The organism is Streptomyces sp. BE20 (assembly GCF_036322525.1).
GTDB lineage: Bacteria > Actinomycetota > Actinomycetes > Streptomycetales > Streptomycetaceae > Kitasatospora.
The window spans coordinates 47092-62075 of sequence record NZ_JAQYWW010000832.1 but is presented as its reverse complement, the minus strand read 5'-3'; the positions used below and the strand labels follow the sequence as shown (position 1 = coordinate 62075).

Annotated in this window: 15 protein-coding genes; 4 read left to right on the top strand and 11 right to left on the bottom strand. The window is 76.1% G+C overall.

What is annotated here, in order from left to right:
• Positions 1 to 173 precede the first annotated feature (173 nt).
• Positions 174 to 773: a TetR/AcrR family transcriptional regulator gene (locus tag PUR61_RS17810; protein WP_329879859.1), complete on the top strand. Its 600-nt coding sequence runs from the start codon at positions 174 to 176 to the stop codon at positions 771 to 773.
• 121 nt (positions 774 to 894) lie between these two features.
• Here the strand turns inward: PUR61_RS17810 and PUR61_RS17805 are convergent, their stop codons facing one another.
• Both PUR61_RS17805 and PUR61_RS17800 read right to left on the bottom strand, forming a co-directional pair.
• Positions 895 to 2085 (bottom strand): agmatine deiminase family protein, encoded by a 1191-nt coding sequence (locus PUR61_RS17805; protein WP_329879879.1) that lies wholly within the window; start codon positions 2083 to 2085, stop codon positions 895 to 897.
• Positions 2086 to 2448: 363 nt separating this feature from the next.
• Positions 2449 to 3003, bottom strand: coding sequence for a TetR/AcrR family transcriptional regulator (locus PUR61_RS17800; RefSeq protein ID WP_443035188.1), 555 nt, complete (start codon positions 3001 to 3003; stop codon positions 2449 to 2451).
• A 147-nt stretch (positions 3004 to 3150) separates the two neighbouring features.
• Here PUR61_RS17800 and PUR61_RS17795 point away from each other — a divergent pair, with 147 nt between their 5' ends.
• Entirely contained in the window at positions 3151 to 4902 is a 1752-nt protein-coding gene (locus PUR61_RS17795) for a serine/threonine-protein kinase (RefSeq protein WP_329879857.1), read from the top strand.
• Between the two features lie 16 nt (positions 4903 to 4918).
• Here the strand turns inward: PUR61_RS17795 and PUR61_RS17790 are convergent, their stop codons facing one another.
• The 4 genes from PUR61_RS17790 to PUR61_RS17775 form a co-directional block, all read right to left on the bottom strand.
• The gene (locus PUR61_RS17790) at positions 4919 to 5404 is read right to left on the bottom strand and encodes an ATP-binding protein (protein WP_329879856.1); all 486 of its coding nucleotides are present in this window, start codon (positions 5402 to 5404) and stop codon (positions 4919 to 4921) included.
• 75 nt (positions 5405 to 5479) lie between these two features.
• Positions 5480 to 5983 (bottom strand): hypothetical protein, encoded by a 504-nt coding sequence (locus PUR61_RS17785; protein ID WP_329879855.1) that lies wholly within the window; start codon positions 5981 to 5983, stop codon positions 5480 to 5482.
• Between the two features lie 118 nt (positions 5984 to 6101).
• The gene (locus PUR61_RS17780) at positions 6102 to 8489 is read right to left on the bottom strand and encodes a SpoIIE family protein phosphatase (protein ID WP_329879853.1); all 2388 of its coding nucleotides are present in this window, start codon (positions 8487 to 8489) and stop codon (positions 6102 to 6104) included.
• A complete protein-coding gene (locus PUR61_RS17775; RefSeq protein ID WP_329879852.1) occupies positions 8486 to 8851 on the bottom strand; it encodes a response regulator in 366 nt (121 codons plus the stop codon). The genes PUR61_RS17780 and PUR61_RS17775 overlap by 4 nt, the downstream gene beginning before the upstream one ends.
• Positions 8852 to 9099: 248 nt before the next feature.
• Here PUR61_RS17775 and PUR61_RS17770 point away from each other — a divergent pair, with 248 nt between their 5' ends.
• Complete coding sequence (locus PUR61_RS17770) at positions 9100 to 9423, top strand: plasmid stabilization protein (RefSeq protein ID WP_329879851.1); 324 nt, start codon at positions 9100 to 9102, stop codon at positions 9421 to 9423.
• A gap of 68 nt (positions 9424 to 9491) precedes the next feature.
• Here PUR61_RS17770 and PUR61_RS17765 read toward each other — a convergent pair whose 3' ends face one another.
• From PUR61_RS17765 to PUR61_RS17755, 3 genes are read right to left on the bottom strand one after another with little or no spacing between them, the layout of a single operon-like run.
• Positions 9492 to 9983, bottom strand: coding sequence for an ATP-binding protein (locus PUR61_RS17765; RefSeq protein WP_329879849.1), 492 nt, complete (start codon positions 9981 to 9983; stop codon positions 9492 to 9494).
• An 11-nt stretch (positions 9984 to 9994) separates the two neighbouring features.
• Positions 9995 to 10756, bottom strand: a complete 762-nt coding sequence (locus tag PUR61_RS17760) for an STAS domain-containing protein (protein WP_329879848.1) — start codon at positions 10754 to 10756, stop codon at positions 9995 to 9997.
• Between the two features lie 30 nt (positions 10757 to 10786).
• On the bottom strand, positions 10787 to 11788 hold the full coding sequence (locus PUR61_RS17755; RefSeq protein ID WP_443035187.1) for an RNA polymerase sigma factor SigF: 1002 nt from the start codon (positions 11786 to 11788) through the stop codon (positions 10787 to 10789).
• 329 nt (positions 11789 to 12117) lie between these two features.
• On the opposite strand from PUR61_RS17755, the gene PUR61_RS17750 reads away from it, so the two are divergent.
• Positions 12118 to 12471, top strand: coding sequence for a cupin domain-containing protein (locus PUR61_RS17750; RefSeq protein WP_329879845.1), 354 nt, complete (start codon positions 12118 to 12120; stop codon positions 12469 to 12471).
• Positions 12472 to 12612: 141 nt separating this feature from the next.
• Here the strand turns inward: PUR61_RS17750 and PUR61_RS17745 are convergent, their stop codons facing one another.
• Together PUR61_RS17745 and PUR61_RS17740 are read right to left on the bottom strand one after the other, a co-directional pair.
• Positions 12613 to 13134, bottom strand: a complete 522-nt coding sequence (locus PUR61_RS17745) for a hypothetical protein (RefSeq protein WP_329879844.1) — start codon at positions 13132 to 13134, stop codon at positions 12613 to 12615.
• 102 nt (positions 13135 to 13236) lie between these two features.
• The gene (locus PUR61_RS17740) at positions 13237 to 14940 is read right to left on the bottom strand and encodes an amidohydrolase (protein ID WP_329879843.1); all 1704 of its coding nucleotides are present in this window, start codon (positions 14938 to 14940) and stop codon (positions 13237 to 13239) included.
• Between the last annotated feature and the right edge of the window lie 44 nt (positions 14941 to 14984).

The window sequence follows — 14984 nt, the reverse complement described above, 5'->3', positions numbered from 1 at the left end:
CCGTTCCCAGGACCCCGGGGTGAGCCTCACGGCGACCAGACGTCGCGGGGCGAGGCGCCGCACAGCGGCCCGACCGGAGAGATTCCCGCAGAACGCCCCCGCGAGCTCGACTGAAGATATGATCAGGACAAGCACCCGGGACGTCTACCTGCGTGCGAGGAGAGAGAGCACCTGTGTCAGACCGTCGAACAGAGATCGTCAAGGCCGCCACCCGGGTCATCGCGCGACGCGGCGTCCGCGGACTGCGGGTCGCGGACCTCGCGGCCGAGGCCGGGGTGTCGACCTCGCTGATCTACTACCACTTCACCGACCGGGCCGGGATCCTCCGCGAGACCCTCGGATTCATCAGCGAGAGAGCCGACCGCTACGCCGCGGAACCGGGGCGCGGGACCCTCGCGGACACGCCGGGGGCGGAGCTGGCACAGGCGCTGCTGCTGGAGCTCCAGGACACCGCCGAGGTGCGCGAGAACAGCACCGCCTGGGGCGAGTTGCGGGCGAGCGCGGTGTTCGAGGCCGGGCTGCGCGAGGACCTGGCCCGGGCCACCCACACCTGGGTGCACGAGATCGCCGACCTGCTCGGCCGCGCCCGACCCACCGGGATCGCGCCGGCGCACGCCGCGTCCGCGGAGCGCCTCACGGCCCTGCTGGAGGGGCTGAGCGTCCGGTGGCTCAGCGGGTCCCTCCCCCTCGACCACGCCCGCCGGCTGCTCGGCGAGGCGATCGACGCGGAGCTCGCAGACGCCCGGCCGGAGCGCCGCCTCGCAGTCGACTGACTTTTCGGTCACGCTCTAGATGCCCGTCCGCTGACCGGCCGACGAAAGTGCGCCCGGTGGACGACGAGCAGCCCGCCCACCGGGCACCCGGTCGCCCGACGGCGACCGGCAGGGGAAGGGGTCAGCCCCCGTCCGGCTTGCCGGGCTGGTCGTGGGTCGAGCAGTGGATGCCGCCACCCCCGGAGGCGATCCGGTCGATCCTCACCTGGACGATGTCACGGCCGGGGAAGTGGTCGCGCAGGATCTGCTTCGCCCGGTCGTCGGCCTTGGCGTCCCCGAAGCGCGGCATGAACAACGACTTGTTGGCCACGTAGAAGTTGATGTACGAGGAGACGAAGGCGTCACCCTTCCCGGTGATCCGGTCCGGATCGGGCTGCGGCAGGTCGATCACCCGCAGCGCCCTCCCATGGGCGTCGGTCGCGGACTTCAGCACCTCGCGGGCCTGCGTGGCCGAGCGCGACCAGACGTCGGCGGGCGCACCGGGGAACGGCTGGTCCAGCAGCACGACCCCGGGCGCCGCGAACCGCACCAGGCAGTCCACGTGGGCGTCGGTGATGTCCTGGTCGCGCACGCCCGCGAACCAGATCACCTTGGTCACGCCCAGGGCCTTCTTGAGTTCGGCCTCGATCTCGTCCCGGCTCCGGCCCGGATTGCGGCGCTGGTTGACCACCGAGCTCTCGGTGACCATCAGGGTGCCCTCCCCGTCGGTCTCGAAGGACCCGCCCTCCGCGACCAGCGGCGTGGCGACCCGTTCCAGCCCGTACCTCCCGAGGGCGGCGGCGGCCAGCGCCGAGTCGTTCGCGTGCTCCTTCTGCTTGTTGCCCCAGCCGTTGAAGTTGAAGTCGACCCCCTTCAGCGTCGATCCGTCCTCGACGAACACCGGCACGGTGTCACGGGCCCACAGGTCGTCGACGGGCAGCGGGACGACCTCGACGTCGTTGCCGCACGCGTTCTGCGCCGCGGCCACCTGCGCGGGGCGGGCGAACATCACGACCGCCTCGTAGCCGGCGACGGCGCGCGCCAGCCGCGCGATGTCCGCGCGGACCTCGGGGAGCTGGTCCTCCCAGATGCCGGTGGACGCCGGCCAGGACATGAAGGTCCGGGTGTGGCTCTCCCACTCGGCGCCGAACCGGCGCCCGGGGGTCGCGCCGCCGCCGGGCGCGGGCGGCTGCGACCCGCCGGGCGCGGGCGACGCCGGCGGGGCGGGCGACTCCGAGGGGCCCGGAGGAAGCGCCTCCTCCGGGTCGTCCGGCGACGCGCAGGCCGCCGCGCCCAGGGAGAGCAGGCCGGCGCCGGCCGCGGCCCGCAGCATCGTCCGGCGGGACGGGACCGACCCGCGCGGGGCCTGCGCTCCGAAGAGTCGGCCGAACAGGGATCGGCTGTCACCGTGGGTGTCGCTCATGCGGGTCTCCGAATCAAGTGTTGCCCACCAGGTGGCCGGACGCCCGCCGACAGGGGCGGTCCGTCGGCAGGCACGCGCTCGGCGCGGCCGGTGGCCTTGCACGGGGCGTCCGGGGCGGATGTCGCCCGGCGCCGCTCCCTTCACTCTCGCATTGACTGAATTTTCAGTCAACATTCGAGGCAGACGCCTGCGCGTCGACCCGGGCAGCGACACCGCAGTCCGGAGACGACGAAGCCCCGGACCGGCCCGGCCCGGGGCGGAACGCCGCGCGCGTCAGCCGCGCAGCCGCTCCAGTTCGCCGTCGATCGCGCCGACCATCAGCTCGCGCGCGTGCGCCACCGGCAGGCTCCCGCTGAGCCAGCGCACGCTCAGCCCCTCCAGCAGCGCGGTCAACCGCTCCGCGGAGGCGGCGAGCGAGGCGGCCCCGTTCATCGGGTACACCCTGCCGAGCAGGTCGGTGACCTCCTGGACCCACACCAGCGTGGCCCGGGCCAGGTCCTCCCGGAGATCGGGATCGAACACGGCGCTCGCCCGCAGCTCCCCCCACGCCGTGCTGTTCTCGCGCACCTCGGGGGTGTCCTGGAGCTCCAGCAGCAGCGTCTGCCGGAGTTCGCCCGGGGCGTCGAGGGGCGGGGCGTCCGCCGCGCGCTCCGTCGTATACCGCTCGGCGCGGTCGTTGATGAACTCCAGCGTCGCGCGGAGGATCCCCGCACGGTCCTTGAAGTGGTAGTAGATCAGCGCGGTGGACACGCCCGCCTCGGCCGCCAGCTCCTCCACGCGCAGCCCGCGGACACCGCGCCGGGCGATGACCCGCGCGGCCGCTTCCATGATCAGGGTTCGACGGTCAGCCACAAGCGATCACCTTACCGGGAGGCCGGCCGATCGCGGACCCCGGGGCCATCCTGACTGAAACTACAGTCGGGGTATGATCCGTGCGGTTCACCGCCGCCACCCGCTCGACCCGCTGGAGCCAGCATGACCGCAGAACCCTTCGGTGCCCCGTCACCCACGGCGTTCCGGGAGCTGTCCCCGGACGACCCCCGCGAGGTGGGCGGATACCGCCTCTGCGCGCGGCTGGGCGCGGGCGGCATGGGCCGCGTCTATCTCGCGTACACCCCCGGGGGACGCCCGGTCGCGCTCAAGGTCGTCCGGCCCGAGCTCGCCGAGGACCCCGAGTTCCGGCACCGCTTCGCCCAGGAGGTCGCGAGCGCCCGGCGCATCCACGGCCTCTACACCGCCCAGGTGGTCGACGCCGGCACCGGCGCCGCCACGCCCTGGCTGGCTACCACCTTCGTGCCCGGCCCCTCCCTCCAGCAGGTCGTACACCGCCACGGTCCGCTGCCCGAACGCACCGTCCTGCTGCTCCTGGCCGGGGTCGCCGAGGCCCTGCAGGCGATCCACGCCGCCGGTGTCGTCCACCGCGACCTCAAGCCCGGCAACGTCCTCCTCGCCGCCGACGGCCCGCGCGTCATCGACTTCGGCATCGCCCGCGCCGCCGACGCCGTCCCGCTCACCAGCACCGGCCTGAGCATCGGCTCTCCGGGCTTCATGGCCCCCGAACAGGTCCTCGGGCTCGCCCCGACCCCGGCCACCGACGTCTTCGCGCTGGGCGCGCTGGCCGCCTACGTCGGCGGCGGCGCACCGCCCTTCGGCGACGGACCCGAGCCCGCGGCGCTCTACCGGGCGGTGCACGAGGAGCCCGACCTCTCCCGGCTGCCCGCCGGGCTGCACGAGCTGGTCCTGCGCTGCCTGGCCAAGGACCCCGCGGACCGCCCGGACACCGCCCGGTTGATCGAGGCCGCGCGCGACCACCCCGCCACCGGCGGCGAACTCCGCTTCTCCGACGACTGGTTGCCCCAGCAGGTCAGCAGCGAGATCAGCCGCCACACCGACCTGCCGACGACGCCGCGCGCCACACCGCACACCCCCGGGCGGGCCCCGGAGCGCGCCTCGGCCGAGGCGCCGACCGCACTCGTACCGTCCCCGCCGGCCACCCGCCTCCAGCCCGCCCTCGCCGATGCGGCCCCGGCGGCCCCCGCCGGCCCGCACGACGGTCCTGACGGTGACGGTGCTCACGGCAGCGGGGGCCGCGGATCCTGCGGCGGCGCGCGCCGCACGACCCGCACGGCCGTCCTGACGACCGCCGCGCTCCTCGTGGGCGCCGCCGCAGCGTTCCTCCTGCTCGATCCCGACGAGTTCGACGACCTCGACGACCAGAAGGTCTCGGCCACCGCGTCCACCCCGCCGCCCTCCGCACCTGCGGCCCCGTCCGCCGGTCCGGCCCCGACCCAGGCCCCGGCGCCGACGCCGACGCCGACGCCGACCGCCACGCCGTCGCCGACCACGGTCCCCGGCTACACGGTGGTCTACTCCGGCCTCGAACTGACCTCGCCCGACCACACCTACGAGTTCGACCTCCGGGCAGGCAAGGTCGCGCCGCAGGAGGCCTCCACCTGGTACCTGGGCCGCCACGCCGGCGAGTTCTACATCCCGGAGGACAGCGACGCCCACATCGCGCCGACGAGCGGCCTCGGCCTCGCCGACTGCGTCAAGGGCGTCGAGACCCAGCCCGCGTCCGCCCTGCCCTTCAGCGCCCTCCGCCCCGACCGGAGCTTCTGCGTCCGGGCGGCCGGCGGCCGGGAGTTCGCCGTCGTCCGCCCACTCGCGACCGGCCCGGACAGCGGCCCGGTCACCGTCAGCGTCACGTACTACCGCCGCTCCACCTGAGCACCGGCGCGGGGCGTCACGGCTCCGGCAGCCGGAACTCGAACCACACCACCTTGCCCCGGCCCTGCGGGTACCAGCCCCAGCACAGGGCGAGCCGCTCCACCAGGAAGAGGCCGCGGCCGCCGACGTCGTCCGGACCGTGCGTCGTGCGGATCCTCGGCGGGCGCGGACTGCCGTCGGACACCTCCGCGCGCAGCCGTCCCGGCCCCTGGACGAGCAGCAGGTCGTGCGGGCTCCCGGCGTGCCGGCAGGCGTTGGAGACCACCTCGGAGACCAGCAGCACGGCGTCCCCGACCACGACCGGGTCGGCTCTGCCCGCCAGCCGGTACGCCGTGAAGTCCCTCGCCGCGGAGACCACGCCGGGGTGCGCCGACAGCGGCAGCCGGCCGGCCTCCCACGGGGGGCCGGTGCCGGGGTCGGCCGTGCTCGACGCAGGGATGCCGGGTTCGGCGGTGCCGGGCCCGGCCGTGCCGGGCCCGTCGTACAGCCGGCTGCAGGTCATCAGAGTCGATCCCTCCTGGTTCGTCGTCCTCTCCGGGGCACCGTCGGCGCTCGGCCGGCGCCCCGGACTCGTGTGTCAGCGTCCGGGGAAGCGGCGGAGTCCGCCGCCCTGCGAGGACTCCTCGCCCGGTGCCGCGACGGCGCGGCCGCCCGCCCCGTCGACGGACGGCGAGCGCGGTGCGTCCCCACGGGCGGGCGGCTCGCCCCTGACGTCCCGGACGGCCGGGTCCGCACGGACGCCGGAGTCCGCACGGATCGCGGAGTCCTCACGGCCCGCAGGCTCCTCGCGGACGGGCGGCCGGTCCTGACGGACGTCCTCGGCCGGGTGCTTCCCGGACCGGGCGGCGTGTCGGGCGCCACGACGCCGACGGAAGACCCGGGCCGTGGCGAGCGCCAGACCGAGACAGAACAGCAGGGCGAGCGCCAGACCGGCCAGGAAGATCCCCAGGGCGTCGAGCGTCACCAGGTCCTGCCCCAGAATCGTGACCTGGTACTCCGGCCCGCCGGACAGGTTGTCCGCGATCAGCAGGCCCGTGAAGGCCCCGGTCGCGACGATCAGCAGAAGTCCGAACAGCAGCATGGCGATGTCCTCCGGTCCCGTTCTCCCCGGCTCCACCCCGTCGACCCGCGCCTACCCTCCCCGCCCCGGGGCTAACGCGCGAAGACGGCCGGCCCCTCCACCGGGGGCCGGCCTCGCGCTACTCGATCCGGACGGCGACGAGGCAGGTGTCGTCGTCGGTGTCGGCCGGGCTGAGCTCCAACAGGCGGTCCAGATACCGCTCCAGGTCGTGGCCGGGCGGGCCGGCCGCCCGGATCAGCTGGCCGACGGACTCCTCCGTCGGGTGGCCCCGGCGCTCGACGAGGCCGTCGGTGTAGAGCAGCAGGACGTCGCCGGCGACCGGTTGGACGGTCCGCTCCTCGTACACGGCCTCCTCCAGGGCGCCGAGCAGCACCCCGTGCGGCAGCGGCAGCACCTCGGCCCCGGACGGACCCAGCAGGATCGGCGGCAGGTGTCCGGCCCGGGCCCAGCGCACCTCGCCACCGGCCGGGTCGAACAGCACGCAGGCGGCCGTGGCCGTGACCTGTCCCGGTTCGCGCAGGGCGACGGTGTTGGCCCACTCCAGCAGCCGGCCCGGCCCGGCACCCGTGACGGCGAGGCCGCGCAGCGCGTGCCGGAGCGCGACCATGCCGGTGGCCGCGCCGACGCCGTGCCCCGCGACGTCGCCGACGGCCAGCAGCACCCGCTTGCCGGGGAGCACCAGCACGTCGTACCAGTCGCCGCCGACCCGTTCCCGCTTGGCGGCGGGCCGGTAGCGGACGGCGGCCCGCAGGCCCGTGGTGTCGAGCGGCGGCGGCGCGGAGGGCAGGATCGCCCGCTGGAGGCGGAGGGCCAACTGCTCGCTCTCGACCGTCTCCTGCTCGCTGTCGGCGAGCCGCTGCCGGGTGGCGCCCAGCGCGATCTCCGTCCGGTGCTGCGCCGACACGTCGAGGTACGCCCCGCGGACGGCGTCCAGTCGGCCGTCCTCGTCCAGGACCGGCTCGACGACGACCCTGGTGTAGTGCTCGGTGCCGTCGGGGTGGCGCAGCCGGAACACGGCGGAGGAGGTGCGGTGGCGGCGCTCGACGGCGTCCACGAGCCTCCGGACGGCGGGCTCGTCGTCGGGGTGGACGTGCCCGGCCAGGTCGGCCAGCGGAACGGCGGGGGCCTGCGGCGACCGCCCGTACAGCTCGGCCAGGCCTTCGCCCCAGAGGATCCGGCCGGTCCCCGGGTGCTCCTGGAAGCCGGCGACCCGGGCGAGCCGCTGGGCCTGGTGCTGCATGGCGGCCTGGTCGGACTCGCCGGGCCGGTCGGCCGCGGGCTGCCAGGTGACCAGCAGGCAGCGGCCGAACGGCGCGACGGCGAGCCGGACGGTGACGGGCACGTCCGTCCCGCCGCTCCGGAAGACCACGTGGAGACGCTCGCCGGACCGGGGTTCGCCGCTCGCGTGGGCGCGCAGCAGCGGTTCGAGCAGGCCGGTGGCGCAGGCGACCGGGTAGACCTCCAGCAGGGAGGCGCCGTCCAGCCCGCTGCGGGGGCGGCCGAGCGGATCGCGGAACGGCGGGCTGGTGCGGAGGATGGTGAAGTCGACCACCCGGCCGTCCCTGAGGACGGGTTCGAGCAGCAGGGCGGGCGTGAGCAGACCGTCGAGCACGTCGGCCTGCCGGTCCGGTTCGGCCGGGGCGCCCGGATCGCCGAGCAGGGTGGTGCAGAGGTCGGCGAGGGCGCGGAGCCGGCGGTGCTGCGGCGGGGTGAGAACGGGTGCGGGGCCGGGCCAGAGCACTTCGAGCGCTCCCCGCCGCCGACCGTCGTCGACAAGGGGGAGGACGAGCCGCGGCGCGTCGACACCACCGACCGACGGCACGGCCGGGACGGGGCCCGTGGTACCCGCGGTCCCGTCGTCGGGCCAGCACTCGACGCCCTCCGAGACGGCCCGCTGGGCCGGGGTGGCGACCGTCGGCGGGACGCGGCTCCAGGCTTCGGCCTCGTCCGCGCGGAGCCCGGCCTGGGCCACGAGTGCGAGGGCCCCGCCGGGCAACCGCTGCCAGACCACGACGGCGTGGGCGCCGAGCGGTCCGGCGATCTGCCGGAGCAGGGCGTCGACGGCGGCCGGCAGGTCGGGTGCGGCGGCGATCGCCCGGGCGGCGACCGATGCGGCGGCCGGCTCGGCGGCCCGCTCGGCAGCGGGGTTCCGGGCGGGCTGCGCCGACGGCCCGGACGGCCCGGACGGCGTCGGCAGCTCCTCCCGGTCCTCCTGCCGCCCGACGATGTCGGCCGCCAGCGTGGCGACCGGTACCCCCGCCGTGCGGGCGAGCCCGGCGAGGCGGACGGCCGCCTCGCCGGGCGGCACGGCCAGCCGTTCGGCGAGCATGCCGGTGGCCAGGTCGACGAGGGTCCGGGGCCCCTCCTCCGCGCGCACCCGGGCCGCGTCGTCCTGGAGCCGCCGGACGGCGGCGGCCAGCAGCCGGGCGCTGCCGGACGCGGAGTCGCCCTCGCCGGCCCCGGCTCCGCCGTGCCGGGGGTCGCCGGGCCAGGGATCGCCCGTCATGGCGCGTCCGGCCGGTGCCGCATCCGGGCCGGCAGGTGGTCGGTGTCCACCGGCTTGGTGACGTGGTCGGCCCCGGCCGCGCGGCTCCCGTCCCGGTCCCCGGGCATCGCCCTGGCGGTGACGGCGACGACCGGCGGGCGGGCGAAGCGCTCCCCGGCGCGGACGGCGGCGACAGTGGCGCAGCCGTCGAGGCCGGGCATCATCACGTCCATCAGGACGGGACCGGTCTCGGGGTGGGCGCGCCGCAGGTCGGGACCGGCGCCGCCGGCGGCGGCGTGCAGCACGGTCGGGCCGCGCGGCCCCTGTTCGGCCGGGGCGTTCCGGCCCGCCGGCACCGCTCCCGGCGCCGCCTGTTCGTCCATCCGTCCACCGCCCGGATCGGCTGCGCGGCCGGAGCCCCGCGGGCAGCCCGGCCGGTGGAGGCGGCGGCACCGCCTCACCTCCCACTCTGCCACCGACCGGCGCGGCGTGGCGGGCGGGCCGGTTGTGCGTCCGGCGGTCGGGCGTGCGTCCGGCGGTCGGGCGAAGGGCCGGCCCGGGCGGGTTCGCCCGACCGCCGCCCGGGTAGACGCGCCCGGACAGGGACACGACCGTGGGAGGAGTGGCCGCCATGCCCCGAGGATCCAGCCCCAAGCGGGAGCGCCAGTACGAGCACATCAAGGACAGCGTCCTCGACCGGGGCGAGAGCGAGGACCGGGCGAAGGAGATCGCCGCCCGCACGGTCAACAAGGAACGTGCCCGGCACGGCGAGTCGAAGACCGCGAGCCGCAGCTCGACCCAGGACGTCTCCTCCGGGCACCGGGGCGGGAAGCGTTCGCACACGGGCGCCGCCGGGCCCACCTACGACCAGCTGTACAACGAGGCCAGACACCGCGGCATCAAGGGCCGTTCGACGATGAACAAGGGCGAGCTGGCCCGAGCCCTCGGGCGCTGACCGGCCGGCCCCGCCGCCGGTACGGTCGCCCGGACCGGGCTCCTCGCCCGCCGCGGTGCCCGTACCGGTCAGCTCGCCCGGCCGTCGAGGCCCCGGAGGCGGTGGAGCGGGGACGGCACCTCCAGCCAGACCTGCTTGCCCCCGCCCTCCGGCCGGGAGCCCCAGACCCGGGCGAGCCGGTCCACCACCCGCAGCCCGTGCCCGCCCGGCCGGCCCGGATCGGCGTGCGGGCGCAGCCTCGGCGGCACCGGGCTGCCGTCGCTGACCTCGACCCGGAGCCTGACGCTGTCCCAGCGGAGCCGGAGTTCGCGGGGGCCGCCCGGGGCGTACAGGCAGGCGTTGGTGACGAGTTCCGACACCATGAGCAGCACGTCCTGCGCGACGGCGAGCCGTTCCTCGTCGGGCTGCCGCTCGTCCCCGTCGGCCGGCAGCCACCGCCAGTCGAGCAGCGCCCGCCGGCTGAAGTCCCGGCAGCGCTGGACCGCACCGTCACTGCCGCGCAGGGCCAGCCGCCGGAGCTCGTCCCGGCGGGACGGCGGGCCCACTCCGGGAACGGTCATCACGGCGCCCCTCAGCCGTGACCGGAGGGCCGGTCCGGTGTCTGCGGGTCCGGCGGCTCCCCGGCGCCCAGCGCGGCGTCGAGCCCGGGGTGGATCCGCAGCACGGAGTTCACCCCGGTGATCTCGAACAGCCGGGCGACGACCCCGCGCGGCCCGGCGAGTTCCAGCCGCAGCCCGGCCCGCTCCGCCTCCGGGCGGGCCCGCAGGAGGGTGTTCAGTCCGGTGGAGTCGCAGAATCGCAGGTCGGTGAGGTCGACCACGATCCGGGTGAGGCCGCCCTCCGGTGGCGCGGCGAGCGCCGTCCGCAGACCGTCCGTCGAGGTGTGGTCCAGCTCCCCCGTCAGGGCGACGATCAGCACGGACCCCTCACGGCGCGCCGCGACCTTCAGCACCCCCGGCTCCAGCGCGTCGTCCGCCGGCCCGCGTCCTTCCCCGGCAGGCAGCTGCATGATCGGCTCCCGGTCCGTTCGGGACGGCACGGTGCCGTCCCGACCATGATGCCGCGCGGGAGGCGGGGCCGCGCGGACGGCGCGGAGCGGCCGGACCGGCACGGTACCGCTCCGGACCGGCGAAGCCCGGACCGATGCGTTCATGCCCGGCGTCTGCCCACGCCCGGCCCGGCTACACGCGGACTCCCCCGCCCAGGACGGCGAGGCGGTGCGCAGGGCGAACACCTCGGCGGTGTTGGCGAGTTCGAGCATGCGCGCGCCGCGCGGCCGGGGCCGGGCGCGTTCGACCGGGCTGCCGTCGGCGGCGGCCCGGACTCCGGGCACGGCCGGGGCGCGGGCCCGGCACGGCCCCCGTCAGCCCGGTCCGGCGGGGTCCTCCGTCCAGCCCGGGGCGTCGCGGTCCTCCAGTTGCTCGCGCAGGCGGGTGAGGGTGGCGGAGAGCAGCCGGGAGACGTGCATCTGGGAGACGCCGACCCGTTCGGCTATCTCGGACTGGGTCCGGTCGTCCCAGAACCGCAGCTTGAGCACGGTCCGCTCGCGTTCCGGCAGCCGGCCGAGGAGGGGCCGGACGGCGGTGCGGAAGTCGGCGAGTTCGATGCCGGGGTCGCAGGAGCCGAGCCGGTCGAGCATGGCGCTGCCGGTCTCGTCGGTGTCGTTGTCCCGCAGCGCGTCCAGCGAGTCGGGTCGGTAGACCCGGCCGGCGACCAGCCCCTCGATCACCTCGTCGACGGTGAGGTGGAGGTACTCGGCGAGCTCCGCGGGCTGCGGCAGACGGCCCAGCCGCTGTTCGAGCCGGTCGGAGCCGCGCACGACGCTCAGGTACAGCTCCTGCATCCGCCGGGGGACGCGCACCGGCCAGGAGGTGTCGCGGAAGAACCGCTTGATCTCGCCGGCGATGGTGGGGATGGCATAGGTGACGAACTCGACGCCGCGCTGCGGGTCGAAGCCGTCCACGGCCTTGATCAGGCCGATGGTGCCGACCTGGAGGATGTCGTCCATCTCCTCCGGGCGGTGACGGAAGCGGCCCGCGATGAAGCGCACCAGCGGCATGTTGAGCTCGATGACGGTGCCGCGGACGTAGCTGTAGGCGTGGCTCTCGCGGGCCAGCCCGGTGAGGCGCTCGAAGAGGGCGTCGCTCAGCTCGCGGGCCTCGGTCTTGCCCATCGCGCGCAGTTCCTGCTCGGTGGGGCGCGGCGGCAGTTCGGACACCGGCGGATCGGACGGGACCTGCGGGGTCGGGCTCCCCGGACCGGTGGTCGGACCGGCTGCGGGGTGGTGGGCCGGACGGGGCGGCGCGGCGGTCGGCAGCACGCCGGGAAGGGTGGTGGGCACAACTGGCTCCAGGGCAGCGGGCATCCCTCGGACCGCGCGGGAGGCGGATCGCGCCCACGCGCCGCGGGTTGTCTTCCCGAGGGCCACTGCCCGGCTTCTTCAAGCGACGGTCCCGGTGGCACCCCGACGGGGTGCCGGAGCGGGGTGCGGGCTTCCGCGACCGCTCCGTCTTCGGAGATACCCATCCTTCGGACGATTGATGCCGATCTGACCTGCTTGGTCGGAGGCGGGTCGGACGCGAGGACCGGCCGGCGGTACCGAGGGGAGGCCGGTTGGCGACCTGTCAGGCACGCCGCCGAAGAGCGGACAGGTTGCGAGGTCCGCCGCCCGGCTCCGCCGGATAACGTCGGGGCATGATCCACAGCTTCGCCCTGCACGTGGCCGACGTCGACCTCCTCCCCGACCCGCTGGACCCGGACCAGATCGTCTCCGGTGACCCGCAGGTCACCGGCCGGGTGCTCTGGGAGTCCCCCGACGGCCGGCGGCTGCGCGGCGTCTGGCAGATCACCCCCGGGGTGGTCACCGACACCGAGGCCGACGAGCTGTTCGTCGTGGTCAGCGGCCGGGCCACCGTCGAGGTCGAGAACGGGCCCACCCTGGAGGTCGGGCCCGGCGACGTGGCCGTCCTGCGGGAGGGCGACCGGACCACCTGGACGGTGCACGAGACGCTCCGCAAGGTCTACGCGATCGACCTCGGCGCCGTCTGACCGGCCACGGCCGGTCACCCCCGGCCGACGCGCGGGCAACTCCCCGGACCGCACGGGCCACGCGCCGGACCGCACGGGGCGCGTACGGGCTCGGTGCGGGGTGCGTACGGGGTGCGTGCGGGTGCGTGCGGTCCTCGCCGCTCAGTGGCCGAGGGCCGCCTTCGCCGCCACCAGGACCAGCCCGAGAACCAGGTTGATCACACCCTCGACCACCACCTCTGTGCGGGTGGCCCCGGCCTGCACGGCCCCGACGCAGGCCCAGCCGACCTGCTGCGCCACCGCGATCCCCAGCGCGAGCCACGCCGCGCCGCTCAGCCCCAGCCCCAGGAGGGGGCTCACGGCGACAGCCGCCGCAGGCAGCAGGGCGGCCTCCACGATGGGCCACTCGTGCCGCCCCACCCGCCGGATCTCGGCCCAGCCGGGCCGCCGGCCGACCCGTCGTTCGCCGGCGAGGTTCGCGTAGACATGGGCGGCCCAGAAGACCAGGCCGGTCACGAGGAGCAGCACGACGGCCTGGACGCGCGGGAAGTCGCCGACCACACTCGCCGAGGCGATCACGGAGGCGGCGAGGAGTGACCCGTAGAGGGCCCCGGCGTAGTCGGTCCGCACCGGCGGCCCGCCGGCCGGGTCGGGGCTGTGCGGCCACGGGAGTAGGCGGTTCACACGCACCACCCTAGGGATCCGGGCCGCGCTCGGCCCGGTCCCACGCGGCGGCGCGCCGCCCGTGGGGGAGGCGCCCGGAGTCCCTCCCCCACGGGCGGACGCTCAGTGGGCGCCGTGGACCAGCCGGCCGTCGAAGTAGGTGAGGTCGACCGGCAGCCCCGGCAGGTCGTGCGGGGAGGTGTCGGCGAGGCGCCCGCCGAGCACGCACAGGTCGGCGACCTTGCCGACCTCGACGGTGCCCTTCCAGCGCTCGGCGAAGTCCTGGACGGCGGGTTCGGCGGTGTAGGCGCGGACGGCCTCGCGCAGGCCGACCCGCTCCCCCGGGCCGCTCGCCCGGCCGGTCGCCTTGGACTCCCGCAGCAGCATCGAGGCGACGCCCTGCCGCCAGTCCGGTTCGGTGATCGGCGCGTCGGAGCTGGCGCAGACCCGGACGCCCGCCGTGAGGGCGGACCGCACCGGCCACATCCGCCCGGACCGTTCCTCGCCGACCACCTCGTCCATCAGGTCGGAGATGGTCCACTTGATCGCCGGGTTCATGTTGACGCCGTAGCCGTGCGCGGCCAGCACGGCCAGGCTGTGCGGGGTCGCGAAGTCGCCGTGGATCAGGTAGTGCCGGGCGTCGGGTCGCGGGTGGGCGAGCTGGGCGGCGGCGAAGGCGTCGACGACCGTGTCGATCGCCCGGTCCCCGGTGACGTGCACGCCGATCTGGTGGCCGGCCGCGTGGACGGCGTCGATCATGGCGGTGAGTTCGGCGGCCTGCAGCGCCGGTGCGGCGCCGTGGACGCAGAGCGCGCCGTGGCCGCCCCCGGGGTAGGCCTCGTGCATCCAGGCGGTGCGGTTCGGCGGCACCCCGTCCGCGAACAGCTTGACGCCGAGGACGGCGAGCCGGCGCGGGTCGATGCCGTCCAGCGGCACGCCGGCCAGCTCGGCGAGGCCGGCCCGCAGGTCCCGGACGCCGCCGCCCATCGGGGAGGGCAGCAGCAGGACGCCCACCCGGGCGTCCAGTTCGCCGGCCCGGGCGAGGTCCAGGTAGGTGTGGAGCGCGCCGGTGCCCATCGCGCCGGACATGATGCCCTCGCCGCCGGGGCCGAGGCCGGGTTCGGTGTAGCTGGTGGTGCCGAGGGCGTGCAGGGCGCGGACGGCTCCGGTGATCGCCGCGCGACGGCGGCGCTCGTCGGCCCGGGGGATGGGCGCGTGGACGGCGCGCTGCGCGGCCTCCCGCAGGATGCCGGTGGGGTGGCCGGTCGGGTCCGTGTCGATCGTGCCGCCCGGCGGGGGCCGGGTGCCGCGGTCGATGCCGGCGGCACGCAGGGCCGCCGAGTTGACCCAGGCCATGTGGTCGGAGAAGTCGGTCAGGCAGACCGGGTTGTCCGGGGCCGCGGCGTCGAGGTCGGCACGGTCGGGCAGGTCCCGGCTGCCGTCGCGGCACTCGGCGAGGTAGCCGACGTCCCAGCCGCGGCCGACGATCCACTCGCCGGGGGCGGTGGCGCGGGCCGCGGCGGCGACGGCCGCGACGATGTCGGCGATCGAGCGGACGGCGGGGAAGTTGAGGTCGAGGGCGAGGGGCGGACGGTTTAGGCCCCAGGCGTGGCCGTGCAGGTGGGAGTCGTTGATGCCGGGCAGGACGGTGCGTCCGCGCAGGTCGACGACCCGGGTGGCGGGTCCGGCGTGGGCGAGGACGGCGGCGGTGCTGCCGACGGCGGTGATCAGGCCGTCACGGACGGCCAGAGCCTGGGCGGTGGTGAAGTCCGCGTCGGCGGTCAGTACGTCGCCGTCGACGAGGACGAGGTCGGCGGGCCGGTCCACGGTCTCTCCTGGGGGCGGGCCCGGGGTCGGGCCGGTTCGGGGAA